12 protein-coding genes are annotated in these 18,196 nt (G+C 41.1%); 4 read left to right on the top strand and 8 right to left on the bottom strand.

Going from position 1 to position 18,196, the window contains the following annotated elements; genetic code table 11:
* Nucleotides 1-79: 79 nt before the first annotated feature.
* The 3 genes from IPO83_17400 to IPO83_17390 all read right to left on the bottom strand — a co-directional run bounded on the left by IPO83_17400 (nt 80) and on the right by IPO83_17390 (nt 3,560).
* Entirely contained in the window at nt 80-2,038 is a 1,959-nt protein-coding gene (locus tag IPO83_17400) for a T9SS type A sorting domain-containing protein (protein ID MBK9733031.1), read from the bottom strand.
* Between the two features lie 199 nt (nt 2,039-2,237).
* A complete protein-coding gene (locus tag IPO83_17395; GenBank protein MBK9733030.1) occupies nt 2,238-2,777 on the bottom strand; it encodes a hypothetical protein in 540 nt (179 codons plus the stop codon).
* A gap of 138 nt (nt 2,778-2,915) precedes the next feature.
* Nucleotides 2,916-3,560, bottom strand: a complete 645-nt coding sequence (locus tag IPO83_17390) for a response regulator transcription factor (protein ID MBK9733029.1) — start codon at nt 3,558-3,560, stop codon at nt 2,916-2,918.
* A gap of 454 nt (nt 3,561-4,014) precedes the next feature.
* Between IPO83_17390 and IPO83_17385 the strand changes: the two genes are divergently transcribed.
* On the top strand, nt 4,015-6,537 hold the full coding sequence (locus IPO83_17385; GenBank protein ID MBK9733028.1) for a M4 family metallopeptidase: 2,523 nt from the start codon (nt 4,015-4,017) through the stop codon (nt 6,535-6,537).
* A 388-nt stretch (nt 6,538-6,925) separates the two neighbouring features.
* Nucleotides 6,926-8,455, top strand: a complete 1,530-nt coding sequence (locus IPO83_17380; protein MBK9733027.1) for a T9SS type A sorting domain-containing protein — start codon at nt 6,926-6,928, stop codon at nt 8,453-8,455.
* 120 nt (nt 8,456-8,575) lie between these two features.
* Here the strand turns inward: IPO83_17380 and IPO83_17375 are convergent, their stop codons facing one another.
* Together IPO83_17375 and ettA are read right to left on the bottom strand one after the other, a co-directional pair.
* On the bottom strand, nt 8,576-9,529 hold the full coding sequence (locus IPO83_17375; protein MBK9733026.1) for a hypothetical protein: 954 nt from the start codon (nt 9,527-9,529) through the stop codon (nt 8,576-8,578).
* A 42-nt stretch (nt 9,530-9,571) separates the two neighbouring features.
* Nucleotides 9,572-11,251: an energy-dependent translational throttle protein EttA gene (ettA, locus tag IPO83_17370; GenBank protein ID MBK9733025.1), complete on the bottom strand. Its 1,680-nt coding sequence runs from the start codon at nt 11,249-11,251 to the stop codon at nt 9,572-9,574.
* A gap of 277 nt (nt 11,252-11,528) precedes the next feature.
* Between ettA and IPO83_17365 the strand changes: the two genes are divergently transcribed.
* A complete protein-coding gene (locus IPO83_17365) occupies nt 11,529-12,680 on the top strand; it encodes a DUF2911 domain-containing protein (protein MBK9733024.1) in 1,152 nt (383 codons plus the stop codon).
* A gap of 230 nt (nt 12,681-12,910) precedes the next feature.
* Nucleotides 12,911-13,198, top strand: coding sequence for a hypothetical protein (locus IPO83_17360; GenBank protein MBK9733023.1), 288 nt, complete (start codon nt 12,911-12,913; stop codon nt 13,196-13,198).
* 134 nt (nt 13,199-13,332) lie between these two features.
* Here IPO83_17360 and IPO83_17355 read toward each other — a convergent pair whose 3' ends face one another.
* The 3 genes from IPO83_17355 to IPO83_17345 form a co-directional block, all read right to left on the bottom strand.
* Complete coding sequence (locus tag IPO83_17355) at nt 13,333-14,928, bottom strand: T9SS type A sorting domain-containing protein (GenBank protein ID MBK9733022.1); 1,596 nt, start codon at nt 14,926-14,928, stop codon at nt 13,333-13,335.
* Nucleotides 14,929-15,085: 157 nt separating this feature from the next.
* On the bottom strand, nt 15,086-16,666 hold the full coding sequence (locus tag IPO83_17350; GenBank protein ID MBK9733021.1) for a T9SS type A sorting domain-containing protein: 1,581 nt from the start codon (nt 16,664-16,666) through the stop codon (nt 15,086-15,088).
* Nucleotides 16,667-16,863: 197 nt separating this feature from the next.
* Nucleotides 16,864-18,069, bottom strand: coding sequence for a class I SAM-dependent RNA methyltransferase (locus IPO83_17345; GenBank protein ID MBK9733020.1), 1,206 nt, complete (start codon nt 18,067-18,069; stop codon nt 16,864-16,866).
* Between the last annotated feature and the right edge of the window lie 127 nt (nt 18,070-18,196).

The following is an 18,196-nucleotide window of genomic DNA, read 5'->3' as shown; positions in this document are numbered from 1 at the left end:
GCAATTTTGACTACATCTGTTATTGATTGGTCAAATTGGTTTGAGTGAATTTATATGGAGTAGAAATTTAATTGATCAATTAAAATTTCACCATTCGCTCAACATATTTATTTTTTGAAGTCTGTACTTCAAGAAAATAATAACCGCCTGAAAGATTGGAAATATCAATGGTTATGGGATTGTAAGCGCCTGTAACAGCAGTAGTTATCGCCTTCATTTTTTTTCCGGAGACGTTGTAGATCGTGATATGCTGAATGGCATCTTCATCACCATGATATGAAACAGTGATGGCATCACTGGCAGGATTTGGAAAAATGTTGATGATATTTGACAACGATACGTCATACACAGACGGTTTCTTTTTTGCAAGCAGCCAAAACCCGGGATCAATAAATATGCTGTCGGGTGTAAATGAAAACGGACCTTCCTGGTAAGTTAAATCATTCGCATTGTTTTGAATGACGATGGTGGTATCATGCGTTGCATCCTTCAGCAATACCGGAACCGGCATTTCAAAGAAAGAAACTGAAGGATGATTTTGTGTTTGATGCAAAGCGATATTTACTTTTCCATCAGCAAGGTTAGCCCACTTGACATAATACGTTGGATAACCCTTTCCATAAAACCAATCATTGAAAAACTCATCTAAATTCTGACCGCTTTCAGATTCAAGATGATCTTTCAGGTTTTGAGTGCGTGCGAATCCATAACAGAGATCAGGATCATTGATATAATTTTCAATCGCATTAAAGAAAGCTTCATCGCCCATTTTCCAGCGAAGCATATGAAGCAAATAAGAACCTTTTGCATAGGATAACGATCCACTGAAGATGCGCGCAACATCGGTGGTGTCTTCACAAAAAACAGAACCTGTGGAATCTTTAAAAGCGCGTCCTTGCTGTGTGTCAAGAAATGGAATCCAATAAACAGGGGCAATGTATTCATAGCTTAATCCTGATAAGTAAGTAGCAAATCCTTCATTTAGCCAGATATCAGTCCAGCTTCCGCAGGTGATCTTATCGCCAAACCATTGATGGCCAAGTTCATGGGCAACCAGTTCAAAGAAACCCGCATTGAATACAAAGCTCATCGTCTGATGTTCTTCGCCACCGCCCCAGTTCCATTGTGCATGACCATATTTTTCATTGGCGAAAGGATAATCTCCAAACAAGTCAGAATAGAGTTTGATGAATTTTCCGATGAGTGTTGTATCATTCATGTATGATGCTGAATCTTCCGGATAGATGTATTGAAGTACCGGAACACTTTTTCCACTATTAAGTAGCACTGATTGGTGAATGACGGAATAATTAGTGACAGCAATACCGATCAGGTACGTTGCAATAGGGTAGCGGTGGCGCCAATGAATGAGTGTGTTGTTCCCATTGTCAACGGCAGTTTCACTTGTCAATTTGCCGGCAGTCCCGGCATGATTTCCTATTGGGGCTTTTATGAAAATATCAATCGAATCAATTTTATCCGCCAGGCTGTTTTTGCAGGGAAACCAATCACTGGCGCCATAAGGTTCTGACAGTGTCCATAAAATAGGTGCTTCATTGTGTGTTTCCTGTACAAAGCTTCCGAATCCGGTTGATGGTGGTTTCCCTTCGTAACAAAGTATAATGGAATCCTGAATGCCTGCACCGATTGATTGCGGAAGATGCAGTTCAATTATATTATTTCCCGGCCGCGTGACATTGAAACTTGTATCACCGTGATACACAAAACCGCTGAACAAAAGTGAATCTGAAAAGTCAAATGAGATTGCAGTTAACGGATCATTTACCGGTTGAAAATAATAGGTGAGGGCACCTTTGATGTAATAAATAGCCGGATCAATTTCCCAATATGCGTTAAGGTAGTTAAGGTTGTAATTTTCTGTAAGTGAAGATTCGCGAAAGGAAATAACCGGCTCCTGACTGATCTGTTCACGCGAGATGATTTTTTCCAGGTATGACGGATCATAAATCTCCTGTGCTACAGAACATTTACAAATCATCATCAGAATAAAAAATATACCCGCACTGAAATGTCGCATGCTGAGAGTTCTCCTGTTTGGAAAATTAGTAAGAAATATTTTGGGAGAAAAAGAACGAACCAGCATGTGATATTCGAAACATCTTTATACTGCCGATGATCGGTGTTTTCACCGACCACTTCAAATATGCTCCATAAAATGAGTTATGAAATCAAAATTTAATGGGTTGATTTAGTGAATCAAAAGTGAAGCACCGTTACTATTTCACAAGTTTTACATTCGGCCGCCAGCCTTCGACCACAAAAAATTTCATCTTATCAGAAAAGAGTTCTTTACTCATCAGTACCGCACTGCTCGCAGCGAGCGCAAGTCCTGCACTTTCCCAACTGACGATATCACCGCTTTCTGATATTTGCAAAGTAGCCAATAACCCAAGTGCTGAACTCAGTATCAGGCTGCCGGTTTTCGCAATTGGTCTCAAGGGACTATACTTCCTGAATGATTCTATTCCGTCATGTGGTATTGCAATGGAAGCGCGATCAAAGTATTTGTTCTTAGTTGCGAGGTAGATCGCGTTGTTGCTAATGGATTCAATGGTTCCAAAAACGGTGATGTCATTTACTGCCACATCAAAAGGAGCGTTCACAGTATCCTGAACCGTGAACCGCAATCGAACTTCATCACCTGCTTTTAATTCAGTCTTTCTTCCAGTAAAAATATTTTCAAACACAAGAACTTTATCCTGAGCTTTTAAAATGACAGTATGCAGCAGCAGGAAATAAATTGTGATTCCTGCCATCGCTATTCGGCATCGGTTTTCCATGATGCATGTAAGACGGGAATGAAGTGCTTTTTTGTTACAAGTGTAATACTAAGCTCAGTACAAGCGGAGTCGAAGGGTGGTCCCGGAATTTCTTAATCATTTTCCGACAATCTCTCAAACCCAACCCATTTTATTGGCATACATTACAAGCCCTGCAGTGTTGTGCACATTGATTTTATCTAGCAGGTGATTGCGGTGATTTTGTACTGTGTTGACAGAAATATGAAGTTGCTCTGCAATTTCCGTCATTGATAATTCTTTGCAGATAAGCAATAACACTTCTTTTTCTCGCTCTGAGATATGGATAAAAGCATGCTTGCTCCAGGAAACGATTTCTTTCAATGAGAATTGGTTCATGATTTTCCCCAATACATAAAGTTTGCCTTCAAGAACAGTATTTATAGCACTGATAATTTCTGTACCATCAACATTCTTAGTTACATAAGCGCGAGCACCTGCTTCAAACATCGCGGTCATACTGGTTTCATCTTGAAGCATACTGAGTGCAACTACTTTTACAGTTGGGTGTTGCTTAAGTAGTATACGTGTGGCTTCAATTCCATTTAATTTCGGCATCCTCGAATCCATTAAGATCACATCTGCCGACTGGTTATTATAAGCCGAAAGAACTTCTACACCATCTGCTACTTCATAAATGGTGCAGTCGGGAAAGTTTTTACTCAGGAGTTTGGATAACCCGAAACGCATCGCCCAGTGATCATCAGCAATAATGAAATGAAGCGGCGTATTGACAGCCATTTTCCGGAAAGTTTACTGGCAATTAAGATAGCAATTATTATAAGAAATGAATGGAATCAGCTATTGAGAAATGAATGATTTCAGTCTTGTATCGGGTATATCGTGCAATGCATCTTTGTCGAGCCGTGATCAAGTAAAGTGAATTAACCTTTTTTCAAAAGAGCTGTAAGGGCCGCTTTGCGAACCTCGATGCATTGGATGATAAGATTTTGTTGTAGGAATCAGTGCTTTTATGTAAAGATATGTACCTGGATAATTGCAAAGTGTCCGCAGTATTAAATGATCTGAAATCGTGAGAATCAATCAATGACAAAAAACAAACACAGGATGATGTTCAAGTACCTGTAAAAATTGTGCAACCGCCAAAACAGGTGTTTATCACAAAACCTCCCTTCAAGGGACGATATTCATTTTCAATACTTTTTTTTCATTTAAACATAAACAATCAACACACATGAAACCACTGAATAAAATTATGGTTGACCAACTTATCAAAAACATCGCGTTGAACCCGGCGCTGAAAGTGCAAATTCAGCATCAGGGTTTGGCGGTGCAGGCATTAAGGGGACCACTGCAAAAACTGTCAGCCAATACGCTGTCAGGATTAAAGAAGGATTCTAAAGCATTTATCCAAAAAAATCGCAGCTATTTTAATTCCTTCTCTACATCAGGGTTGCAATTGCTACTCGAAGGAGAGGACATTAATAATGGCAAAGCCGTTACATGGCAACAATATCATGGTAAAGCAAAAGTGGAGGGAGCGAGCATCCGTTTTCACTCAAACTCAAAGGGAATTATTGATTCAATCACCAACTATCTTTTCCATGATCTTTCAAGATTGCCGTCCTCTCCAAAAATATCGGAAGCCAAAGCATTGGAGTTGGCGCAAAAAACGGTGAAGTGTTATGAAAAATCTTCCCAAGCACCTGAACTGGTTGTAGTACGCTATAAAGAAGTGCCCTACCTGGCATGGAAGATTGAACTGCGTGAAACAATTAAAGGGGGAAAATCAAAGATCCGGACAGATCATTCAATACTCACCCATGAACACGGAGCGCCTCACATTTGGATTGTATATGTAAACGCAATTAGCAGTAACGTCATTTATTTCTACGACAATGTGCAAACGGCAGGTCCGACTGTCGGTGCTGGCACCGGTTATTATTCTGGTGGTGCCGCGTTAAATACCTACTATAATGATATCACGTATCAATTGCGTGATCTGACACGCACAGGTGCCGGTGGTTCTGAAATCAGAACGGATGATGAAGATGGAACAACTCCATCTTCTGATCCTGATAATAATTGGAATACTGCTACCACTGCTCCTCGCGACTCAAACCAGGGAGCCGAAGTAGATGCGCATCGCTATACTGGTAAAGTGTACGATTACTATCAAACTGTTCATTCAAGAAATGGCTTTAATGGTGCCGGTGGATTGTTTCGAATTGTAAGTCACTTAGGCAGTAATTACAACAATGGCTATTGGGACGGCAGTCAGGTAAACCTTGGCGATGGAACGGGTTCAGCAGCAACCGGTGATGATTACGAATGCAGTGATGACTGGCTCGCTCATGAATGGACACATGCCTACACTCAATATACATGCGGACTACAATACTTAAACGAAGCAGGCGCATTGAATGAAGCATTCTCCGATATCATGGCAGCCTTTATTACCGGCGACTGGCTTGTGTTTGAAGATACATGGCTGAAAGCTTCTGCACCGGCATGGCGTAATATGATTGACCCCACTAATGGTGGTATGTGGAATGTGGCAGATCCGATCAATAGCGTACTGGCAGGCCATCAGCCAAGTCATTACTCTACGCGTTATATTGGAGGTTCAGATAACGGAGGCGTTCATATCAATAGTGGCATCATCAACAACTTATATTATTTGCTTACTGTTGGTGGAACTCATACGGTAAGCAGTGTAAGTGTAACTGGAATCGGACAGTCAGCCTCCGAACAACTTCTTTGGAAGTGCATGTCAGATAACTTAGTCGGGCACTCCACGGCTACCTTCCTTGATTTCCGCCAGGCAATGCTTGATGCCTGTCTTGAATTATTCCCCACAGATCTCGTAAAGTTATCTCAAGTGAAAAATGCATTTCATGCAGTAGGAATTGGACCTGATCTTTTCGTGCGTGATAATCTCGCTGATAGCGGAACCGAGCCCTTTGGAGGATCGTACCTCTGGGCAAGCCCGGATATTATCAACCGTAAAATAGCAGTGTCTAATCCTGTAGTGGCTTTTGCTGACTTAACCAATGATTCATTATGGGAAAACGTGGAATACGGGCAAAATAACTTTGTGTATGTACGTGTTCAAAACCGCGGCGATGTGACAGGTGATACCACCGTAAATGTTTACATGTCCGGAGCGACCACTTTCGGTACTCCTGCTTCATGGATTCATGTAGGTTCCACTTTGGTAACATCTGTTGCGCCAGGCACAATGAAAGTGAGCAATGCCATCACGTTCGCATCAGCTCTGATTCCTGCTCCGGGTCATTATTGTATGATTGCTGTGCTTTCAAGTCCGCTCGATCCCGCGCCTGACCATTCACTGATTACGAGCGTAAGTCAATACCTCGATTTTGTAAGGAATACAAACAATATTGCTTACAGAAACATGGACGTTGAAGACATCATGCCAGGCGTTCCGGGTAGTTATGGTGCGGTTATTCAAAACATGAAAGATCAACCTGAATATTACGATTTGAAGATTGATCTCCGCCGTTTTGTACCAGGTGTAAAGATGCTGTTGAAAGGAGACAGGAAATTTTTAGACGGTGCCATTCCACAAGGATTAAAGTTGATTGCCCGTGAAAAAACATCAACGTGTATCAGTTGCTCCAGGGAAATAACTACTTCAAAAACCGGTTGTTTATTGGAGCCTGCGAAAACATTCATGCTTTGGAACATGGTTTTAGGAATGTGCTTGTGGACAAACCCTTTAAACTTGAAGTGATCTATCAGGTAGATGAGGACTTTCAAATTCAGAGAAATCAAGATCGCATTTATGAACTTCAGATTCAGCAATTCTGGAAAGGTGAAAATGTGGGGGCAGCCGGCATTCGCCTCCAAGCAATTGTAGGAAAAAAGATGAAACCCAGAAATTAAGCACGGTATAAAAATAAGGTTGAAAATTGCAATGGTGAAACCACTTCAGGAAATGAGGTGGTTTCGCTATTTAGTTTTACGCAAAGATGATTTGCAGCAGCAATCTTTTTTTTCGAACAGGTAGGTATCTGTTTCTGATACACGTATTTGCCTGTGACGATTGCACCCTGAAGCTAAGTAGGAAGTCATCCTAAATACTGTTTTAGAATGTGCAAAATACAAGCTAGCTTACAATCATGAAAAAGGCTTTGGTTTTAATATTATTTTTCTTGCTTTTAATAGATAATATTTCCGGCCAGGTAACATTTCAGAAATCTTTCAGCACAGGTTCAAATGGAAATCCTTCTGTTGCACAAACAATTGATGGAGGTTACATCATTGCCGGAGATCTTCTCATCAGGACGAATGAATCAGGAGATACACTCTGGACAAGGTACTATAACTACGGAACCAGCAACTGCGCAACACCAACCTTTGACGGAGGATATGCAATTGCAGGATACACGAGCATTGATGGCGCTAGCAACGATTACTATCTGACAAAGACGGACAGTCTTGGAAATATACTTTGGTCTAAAGCTTATGGTGGAGAATCCTATGATGAAGCTTATACGATGCAGCAAACATCTGACAGCGGGTTTATTCTTGCTGGAAATACCTGGAGCTTTGGCTCGGGTGGATGGGATTTTTATCTGGTGAAAACGGATGCTGAAGGCAACATACTCTGGACAAAAATAATTGGGGGTGCTGAGGAAGATAAAGCAGCAACCATAAAGCAAACTTCGGATGACGGATTTATTGTTGCTGGATACACCACCAGTTTTGGGTCTGTTGGTCCCGATGCTTTTTTAATAAAGACTGATGATAATGGAAATATCGAATGGGCGAAAATATACAATGGGCCGGGCGGAGAATTTGTGACCTGCATCCGGCAGTCAGAAGATGGCGGATATTTTTTTACCGGACACGCTGTCAATTTCACCACCACCGGCCAGGATTTATTTTTGATTAAAACGGATGCAGAGGGAAACGTTCAATGGTCCCGTTTTTTTACCCACACCAATAATATTGGAAATGCGGTTGCACAAACCAATGATGGAGGTTACATTATTACCGGCAGCACATTGGAATCTTCAGCAAATGGCAATGATGTGCTTTTAATAAAAACGGATGCTGCTGGAGATACACTCTGGACTAGAGTTTTTGGAGGAACAGGCTACGATGCAGGGACCGATGTTAAGCAAACAAACAACGGAGAATATATTATTGCCGGAAAAATCACCAGTTTCGGTACAGGTTTTTACCTGCTGAAAACAGACAATCTTGGTAACACCGGATGCAATCAAGCTACTGCTTCCATTCAAACAAATAACTCACCGGTTTCAGAATTGAATGTTACTTGTACAGTTTATTCCGCTGGCGCAGTTACTCCGTTCGACGTTACGGCAGGAAGTGGAACTGTGGTTAATGACATTTGTTTTACGGCAATAGAAGAATTGTCAATTGCTAATTCACTACAACTTTTTCCAAATCCATCACAGGGTTTCTTTTCAATAACTCTTGGGGAAAGAATTGTTAAAGGCTCTGTCAGCATTTTCAATGCACTTGGCAAAATTGTTTTTGAAGAAGAGATAGTTAATACATCAACTAAAGAAATTCATCTTCAGAATTTGCCTGAAGGAATTTATTTTGTGAAAGTGTTTAGCAGAGACAACTACTACAATATTAAATTGTTATTGAACCGTACTAAAACGGCATTATTATGATTTACAATCCGACATCGTTGATCATGTAATTAGTGTGTGCAAAATTAATTGTTAATTCAATGTTCTGTCCTCACGGGTTTTTAGAAGTAATTATCCTATGCCGTATAGTTTTCTGGTTTTTCACGTTTGAGAACAATGTCTGCACTGATAACCTCGGTCAAATGTTTCGAATGGATAGGAGGCATTAGAAAAAAAATCTGTTACAAGATATAATGTCCCTGTAAAGGAATTGCAATGTGGGCAGGTATTGGCTAAATATTGACCACGGGTTGTCTTAGTATCGTACCATTTTAGAACAACTCCCTCGTCCCTCGCAAACGCTCGTTCACTCTTGCTAAAACTGTCAGGGCCAAGAGGAGTCGATCCCCTTTTCATGTCAAGGTTTACTATTGCAAGCTTCATTTTTGAGGAACATTTCCAACATGGCGCACTAACAATTGTCATTGTTCTAGCCTTCAACAAGAAGTGACCACAATTGCTACACTTGGGATTCAAGCAATCGTCTACAAAATCTGGGTTGGAAATTTTTTCCTTTAGCAATTCAATGTCTTCATCGGTTTGCAAATTGATTTGAATAAGAACGATGCTATTATCAGTATAAAATTTAATAGTTTTCTCATTTGGCACATGTGTAACAATAATTTCAATCACTGCAATAACTTTATTGTCTTCATCAAATAGGGCGATATCAGGCTTGCATACTAGGAGATCATGTTCAAGTTTTATTCCATCGATTTTTTTTAGTAGGTCGTCCGTATGGGCTTCAAGACAATAATGACATTTCCATGAAAAATATAGAGGAGAGTTTTTGGAAAGATGATCAGAAATTTCCCTTGCAACGAGATGCTTGAATACAAAATGTAAAGCTGATTCTGGAGAGCAATTTGAACTAAAGGCTTTGTGTGCAAAATGAGGGCGCTTGGAATTTCTGCCGGTTTTGCCGCTCTTTCGTAAGATTATATTACTGTTGCAAATTGGACAGAAAAAATCAATTCCCTTTGCCGCATCTTTTGCCTTGATTAGATTTCCATTTTCATCTTTCGCAACAGTGTAAAGGATTGGCTTCCCATTCATTTGATTTGCTCAGTTTATAGCTCATAGTTCATACTTCACACTTCAACTCCCCACCAACTTCTTATACCTGAACCTATGCGGCTGCACATCTCCCAATCGTTTTTTCTTATTCTCTTCGTAGTCAGAAAAACTTCCTTCAAACCAATATACATTTCCATCACCTTCAAATGCAAGGATATGCGTACAAACCCTGTCCAAAAACCAACGGTCGTGGGAAATAATGACAGCGCAGCCGGCGAAGTTTTCCAATGCTTCTTCCAGAGAACGCAAAGTATTTACATCAAGATCATTCGTGGGCTCATCCAGTAAAAGAACGTTTGCCTCTTCACGTAAGGTGAGGGCAAGGTGAAGTCTGTTCTTTTCTCCACCCGAAAGCACTTCTACTTTTTTCTGCTGGTCATTTCCCTGGAAATTAAACTTGCCAACATAAGCTCTGGAAAGCACTTTGTATTTTCCGATCTCAATCCATTCCGTTCCACCGCTGATGACTTCATACACTGTTTTACTCTGATCAATTTTGGTATGGTGTTGATCAACGTAAGAGATTTTCACCGTTTCACCGATTTTTATTTCACCCTGATCAGGAGTTTCCAGGCCTAAGATCATGCGGAATAAAGTTGTTTTACCGGCACCATTCGGACCAATGATGCCAACAATACCACCTTGCGGAAGGCTAAAATTCAAATGCTCGAACAATTCTTTATCACCAAATGCTTTCATCAGATCTTTAGCTTCAATCACCTGGGCGCCGAGACGTGGGCCCGGCGGAATAAAGAGTTCCAGCTTTTCCTCTTTCTGTTTCGTTTCTTCACTGGCCATCTTCTCGTAATTCTGAATGCGGGCTTTCGATTTCGCCTGCCTTGCTTTTTGTCCCATTCGCACCCATTCCAATTCGCGTTGCAGCATTTTCTGGCGTTTCGATTCCGTTTTTTCCTCTTGCGAAAGCCTGATTTGTTTTTGATCGAGCCAGGAAGAGTAATTTCCTTTCCAGGGAATTCCTTCTCCGCGATCCAGCTCTAAAATCCAGCCTGCAACATTATCGAGGAAGTAACGATCGTGTGTAACGGCGATAACGGTGCCTTTATAATCCTTAAGATATTGTTCAAGCCATAAAATTGATTCTGCATCCAGGTGATTCGTTGGTTCATCCAGCAAAAGAATATCAGGTTGCTGCAGCAGTAATCTGCACAAAGCAACTCTTCGCAGCTCTCCGCCTGATAGATTTTTGGTAGGTGAATCACCTTCCGGACAATTCAAAGCATCCAATGCTCTTTCCAGTTTTGAATCAATCTCCCAGCCATCCACCGCATCAATTTTCTCCTGCACTTCACCCATGCGGTTGGTGAGTTTTTCCATGGCTTCATCAGTCATCGGTTCAGAGAACTTATTGCTGATGTCTTCAAATTCTTTTATCAGATCCATTACCGGCTTCACACCTTCTCTTACAATTTCCAAAACGGTTTTGGAATCATCAAGGTGCGGCTCCTGTTCCAGCATGCCGATGGAATATTCTTTTTCAAACTGAATTTTCCCCTGGTACTCTTTATCTGCACCTGCAATGATTTTCAGCAGTGTTGACTTACCACTGCCGTTGGAACCGATGATACCAATCTTGGCTCCGTAATAAAAAGAGAGATAAATGTTTTTAAGGATTTCCTTATTGTTTGGTGGAATGATTTTTCCAACGCCCTGCATTGAAAATATGATCTTGTTATCTGCCATGAATCGCTTGAAATTTTGCGCAAAGGTAGGATTAAACGACGGAAGGTAAAAGTGACGGTGAAAGATTGTTGCAAGGTCACCGATTTCTATTGTATCACGGGAAGTGATATACCGGCTAGTATGGTGGTTATGAACCCTGCCAAAACTTATAAAAGAACATTATACCAACTGGTCGATGTTGAGGTGCTGCTGGTCGAAGGTTTTGTGCTATCCACCGAATTGATTGTCCCGTGAAGCGTGTAAGCGGTAAGTTTGAAACAAACTTAAATTACCTGCCATGAAAATTACTGCTACTGTCTTCCAATTAATAATCGCTTTTTTACTGATTGGAGCTCATCATTCCGCGTTTTCACAAGGCCTCATTCAACCGCCTAATGGTGAAAACAACCGTTGCCTTGTAACCCAATATATCGGCTCACTGGTGTCTGTTACCGTTACTTACAATAGCCCGAACGTGACAGGCCCCGGCGGAGAAGACCGCAAAGGAAAAATCTGGGGCGAGCTTGTTCCTTATGGTTTCAATGATTTGGGTTTCGGCACCAGCAAAGCAGCGCCGTGGCGTGCAGGATCCAATGAAAATACGGCGATTACCTTTTCACACGATGTGATGGTACAGGATAAGCCGCTTAAAGCAGGAACGTATGGATTTTTTATCGTCGCGGAAAAGGAGGGGCCATGGACATTAATTTTTTCTAATAATTCAACTGCCTGGGGAAGTTTCTTTTATGATCAGTCGCAAGATGCTTTGCGAGTGACTACTACACCTCAGGATGCTCCCTTTACCGAATGGTTGACTTATGAATTTACGGATCGTGAACTTGATCATGCCACTTGTGCATTGATCTGGGAGAATAAGATGATTCCGTTTATCATTAAAGTTTCGAATATGACACAATTGTACGTTGACAATATGCGCCGTCAATTGCAAAACTCAACAGGCTTTAACTGGCAGAGCTGGAATGATGCTGCGACTTATTGCCTGACTAATAAAACCAATCTTGAAGAAGCCTTGCAATGGTCGGAGAATTCCATCAGTCTTCCTTTTATCGGGCAGGAAAATTTTGCTACTCTTTCCACTAAATCTCAAATCCTTTCAGCATTAGGAAGGGAAGATGAATCAAAAGCAACGATGGAAAGAGCAATTAATCATCCCACCGCAACTGCTTTACAAGTGCACTTTTACGGACGTCAATTGCTGACTCAGGGTAAGAAGGAAGAGGCATTGAAAGTATTTCAGAAAAATGAAAAGGATCACCCGACAGAATGGGTAGTAAATGTGGGACTTGCGCGCGGCTATTCTGCGATGGGAAATTTCAAGTCAGCATTGAAGTATGCGAAGATTGCGTATGAAGGAGCACCTGACCCTCAGAATAAAGAGAGTATGAAGCAGGCTGTTGCGAAACTGGAAGCAGGCAAGGATATTAATTGAAATATTCGATCGGATAAAGCAGCGCATAATGGCAGCATCGCTACAATCATAAAAGGTTTTTCGGTGAGTGAATTAGAGTAGATTTAAAATGTCCTTGTTCGCTTACAAAGATGGAATGTAGAGACACAATACTTTGCGTCTCTACTACTTGTTAAAAACCTGTTAAAGAACTTTAACATTTGTTCTTCTGGCACATCATTGGCAAAACGCGGCTCAAAAATTATTGATTTATGAAAACCCTGAAATGTTTTTTGTTCGCTACATTGTTTATCTCTGCAACGGCCTTTGCTGATTCACCAAAGAGCAGTAAGGTCAGTATAGTTGCTCCGATTTATGAGATGTTTAAAGACTGTGATCTTACGTATTACAAGACTAAAATTAACGGAGAAAGTGTGTTGGTGGACAATAAAGGAAGATTTGTGAAGTATCTCTGTGACGATGAAGAAACAAAAAATACAAGGCCTGTGATTTTTCAAGTGATTATGGTTCCTGTAACACTATTTACCGGACTGAAGTAGTGTTCTTGCAAGAACAGGTGTTGGGTTCAATAAAATCAATAGCAATGCGATTTTCTTAATCGCGGGAGGTAGATTACCTGACAAAAAAAATCCCGCAACATCATTGCGGGATCTTTTTTTGAAGTAGCATCACTTTAATGCTGCACTACAAATTTCTTAGATACCTGCTTGCCATCACACACCAATGTGCAGAGGTAAGTACCGTTTTCAAATTTACTCACATCTAAAGCATTTCTATGCATACCTGCACCGGTGATCGCTTCATCTTTCACGGTAGTTACCCATCTTCCTGATAAGTCATAAACATATAAAGCGAAAGGACTGCTCTTTGGAAGGTAATAAGTTAACCAGACTTCATCGGTACCAGGGTTAGGTGAGGGGCCATATAACTGAGGAGTGTTAACAATACCTTCAACAGGGGCCACACCTACCGGATGCCAGGAGCTATCGAGCACAATGTCTTCATCACCAGGCATATAGGGAAGGAGATTCATAAAATACTTGAACATTTCATCAAATGACGATTCTCCATAGCCGATATTGACGGGAGGATTATTTGGGTTGTTGGGATTGTTGGCTGTATTGTCGTAAGTGGCCGCAGCGTAAATGGTTGTTCCTTCTTCCAGTTTAATCATGAATGGATAACTGTACAGCATCTGCCAGTTAAAATCCCATTTAGGAAGATAAATGAGTGGAATAGAATCTCCGTCTGGTGTAACCGCCCAGATTTTAAAATCTTTTCCGATAAGATGCTGATGAGGAGCAATGCTGAAGATTGAATACGTAGTGTCAAGCGGATATTCAGTATGGAAAGTGAGCACCTTATTTTTGGGAATAAAAAATACAGGTTCTGTAATGTATTGTTCACCCACACGCTTTGCTTTTACTTTTCGCAGATCAGTTTCATTGGAATAAAAAAGATTGATAGAACTCTGATCGGTAGTTGGCTCTGTAACCGGCGCATAATGCACTTGTATCAAAACATCTGTGCCTGCTTTAAATTTTACTCCTGAGCCGTCGGGATAGAATCTGGCTTGCAATCCCGGAGCATAAAGGCCTAAAAAGTCAGCGTTAACGCCTTCGCCGGCTCCTCCGAATGATTCATAACCATATTCGGGCGTTGTGGCATCGAGCGCTGCTGCTGAACCATCTTCACAAGTATAAATGAAAACGTGGTGTACCACTTTAGCATTTCCAGGACGGAATTCAATGGCTGAAACATCGCGGTCAACGAACAAATTAGCGGGCAAAACAAAAACCTGGTAATGATCGCTATAGTCACCGGGAACGGTAAAAGGCTCCGACATGGTAAGTGTGGCACTCGGTATACCTAATTGTGATCCGGTTGCAAAAACAGGAGGATCAGGAGCATCTGCAGTATCGCCGGCAGGGCCTTCTGCATTCACCCATTCGGTAAGTTTATCAATATCACTTTGCGAAAGGATTCGTTCGCTGAGAAAGTGCCTGTAGTTGGGGTCAGCTTTCCAGGGCGGCATTAAACGCGCCTGAATCTGAGTAGGGATGCTGTAAAAAAATGGACTACTAACAAGCGATAGATATCCTGTGGCATTAAGATAATCAGCGCCAATTTCGCCCGGCCGGTGGCAGGTGGTGCAGTTGTCGTAGATGATGCCTGCAACATCTTTCCAAACCGGGGTTTGAGAAAAGGCAAACGGAAGATTTATAAAGACTGCAAAGAAAGTAAGAAAAAGTAAAGTACTTTTCTTCATGTTGGTTGGTTTGTTATTTTCAATTATCGAATTCATACTTACGATTAATCTTCAAATTAGGATGAGGCCGCAAAAGTACGACATCGCATTAAATCAGAGATGTTGACATTCCGATAATTATGGAGAACATTGTTTATGCCAATTTCGAAAAGGAGCATCATCGTTGTATAACCAATTGTTTTGAAACTTCTCTTGTATTTGTTTTCATGGTAATAAAATAATTACCATTTATGAAACCTGATACATCCAGTGACAGTTGGTTGAATCCAACATTATTTGTTCCGCTGATTTTGTACAGAAAATGTCCGCTCATATCATTTACAATAAAATCAACTGTTTCTTTTTTTGGAAGGTAATAAGAGATGTATGTTGCTGACGTAGCAGGGTTGGGAGAAAATGGATATAATTGAGGGCCCGATACAACACCTTCTATTGGTACAATGTTGGTTGAAACATAATTACTATCAAGAATGAGATTCTCATCACCGGCCTGATATTCAAGCATGTTTAATAAAAACTTACACATTTCATCTGTTGATGATTCGCCATAATGGATATCTTCCGGAGGGTTGTGCGGGTTATTCGGATTATAAATAGTGTTATCGTAACAGGAACGGGCATATACTTTTGAGCCTATTGGAAGTTTAATCATAAACGGATAGCTGTAAAGCAGTTGCCAGTGAAAATCCCACTGGGGAATATTAACCATTGGTATCGTATCGCTCTGTGGTGTTACTGCCCATATCATGAAAGATTCACCAATCAGGTGCTGATGCGGAGCAATCGCAAACAGTGAATAATCTTTAATGATTGGATATTCCATATAAAAGGTATCACGTTCATTGGCAAGTATTTTAAACGGAGGATTCGTGATATAGCCTTCTCCGACTTTCTTGGCAAATACATAGCGGACATCTGGCTGTTGCGAATAGAAGAGATTGATGGATGACTGATCAGTATCGGGACTGATCAGCGGAGCATAATGTATTTGCACCACCACAAAACTGTTGGCAGGAAATTGAATGCCTGATCCGGGCGGAAAATAACGTGCCGTCATTCCCGGACCGTAAAGCGAAAGAAAATCGGCACTTACGCCATCACCCAAACCTCCAAAAGAAGAGTATCCATATTCCGGAGTTTCCTGATCCGCAAAAAAAGCGGAACTGTCGTCGCACAGGTAGATAAAAGAATGGTGGACTACCGCAGCATTGCCCGGGCGAAATTCTATGGCAGAAATATTTTGACTGTTCAGAAAATTGGTAGGAAGTACAAAGCACATGTAATGATCTGAATCATCGCCGGCAATATAGTAGGGTTCCGACATTGTTAATACCTTATCAGGAATACCGATTTGCGAACCAGGCACAAAAACAGGTGGAAGCGGAGCTAATGCGGTATCACCTGCCGGTGCGCCATTATCAACCCATTCACTGATTAATTCCTTTTCATTGGTTGTTAAAACACGTTCATCCAGAAAATGCCGGTAGGAAGGATCCGCTTTCCAGGGAGGCATTAATTCGCTGTTAACAAAAGATTGAATGGAGTAAATATGGTCGGGGTTCGAAGCATCTTTATACGACATAATAGAAAAAGGACCGATTTCGCCGGGACGGTGACAGGCAGAACAATTATTGTAAAAGATAGAGGCAACATCTTTCCAGTAAACCTGAGCATGGAGGGAATTGCTGAAAGAGGAGAGTACAAAAAAACACAGCAGCAGCGTAACCGTTTTATTCATGGGAATCAGATTTAAAAGATACTCAGAGGTATGTTTTCCGACACGAAGGTAAAACATCTGATGAAATTTGCAAATGACAAATTGAAAGGGTCGGAAACAAATTCTCTTACCGACTTTCCAGAGCAGCGGGATTTGAAGGATTACTGCTATTCAACCGGGATTATCAGAAGGGAGATTCCGACAAAAATGTTTATGCATCAGTCAGGAGATATGGTGAGTTCTATAGTTGTTTTTTGCTTTTTCGTTCCTTCGTACAATTCAAATTCAAGCAGCTTGCATTTCAGTTGCCCGTTGTAAAAATCAATTTTACGTTTTGCTTTGAGTCCGATTTTTTTGGCGAGGTCAGGGTTCGCTGTGAAGATATAACCCCAATAACCTCTGCATTTTTGTTTTAGAAAATCTCCCATTGATTTATAAGTAAGTTCGAGTTGTACTGATGAACCGAGTCTTTCTCCGTAAGGTGGATTAAATATTACGACACCAAATTCTTCAGGCAGTGGTGTGTTTTCAAAATCACTTTTTATGAATTGGATCAGGTGTTCAACACCGGCCATTGCTGCATTGCTTCTTGCTGCGTCTAAAGCTTCCCGGCTATTATCTGTAGCAATAATTTTGCAATCAATAGCAGGCAATACTTTTTCAGTGGCTGCTTTGTGCAGTGTCTCATAAGTTGCAGGATCATATCCTTTCACATGCATGAAACCATAATTGGTTCGAATAAGTCCGGGTGGTTTTTTACAAGCCATCAACGCGGCTTCAATAGCTAAAGTCCCACTTCCGCACATTGGATTGATAAAAGGAGCTTGTATGTTCCATTTCGTAGCCATAATCATGGCGGCGGCTAGCGATTCCGTCAAAGGAGCTTTCATCGAGATTTTGCGATAGCCGTGTTTTGTAAGTGGCTCACCGGTGGTGTCAATGTACAGATACGCTTCATTGTCTTTCCAGAAAATAAAGATCACGGCACGTTCTTTCTCCGATCCGGAATCAGGACGTTTTTCAAGCACTTTCATAAAACGGTCAGCGATGGCATCTTTTACCCGGAGATTAAGGAACATGGTATTGGCTGCTTCTACATGATCAGTTACATTGTGGACACTGAAATAACCCTCAACAGGAAGGATTTTTTCCCATTCAATAGCTACCATTTTCTGATACAATTCTTCCATAGTAGCCGCCGCAAAATTTTCTATCAGGAAATAAACGTGGTTGGCTGTACGCAAGTGAAGGTTAAGAAGAATGGCATCTTCAAACTTGCCTTTTGTTTCAACTGTGGTGAATCCTTCATGGATAACCGGAAAACCAAGTTCCTCCAATTCCTGAGTCACATACGTAGTAATGTGCGGTGAGGTTGAAATCAGGATGGTTCGTTGTTCGGAAAAAAGTGGGTGAAGGTTTTCCATTAGGAATTTGGAATTAAAGTGGGACGTACAAGATAGGATTTTCTAACAAGACTAAAGACTAAAGACTAAAGACTAAAGACTAAAGACTAAAGACTAGGACTAAGGACTAAGGACTAACGACTCATGG

Source organism: Chitinophagaceae bacterium (assembly GCA_016717285.1).
GTDB lineage: Bacteria > Bacteroidota > Bacteroidia > Chitinophagales > UBA10324 > JACCZZ01.
This window is presented reverse-complemented; position numbering and strand designations above follow the sequence as displayed.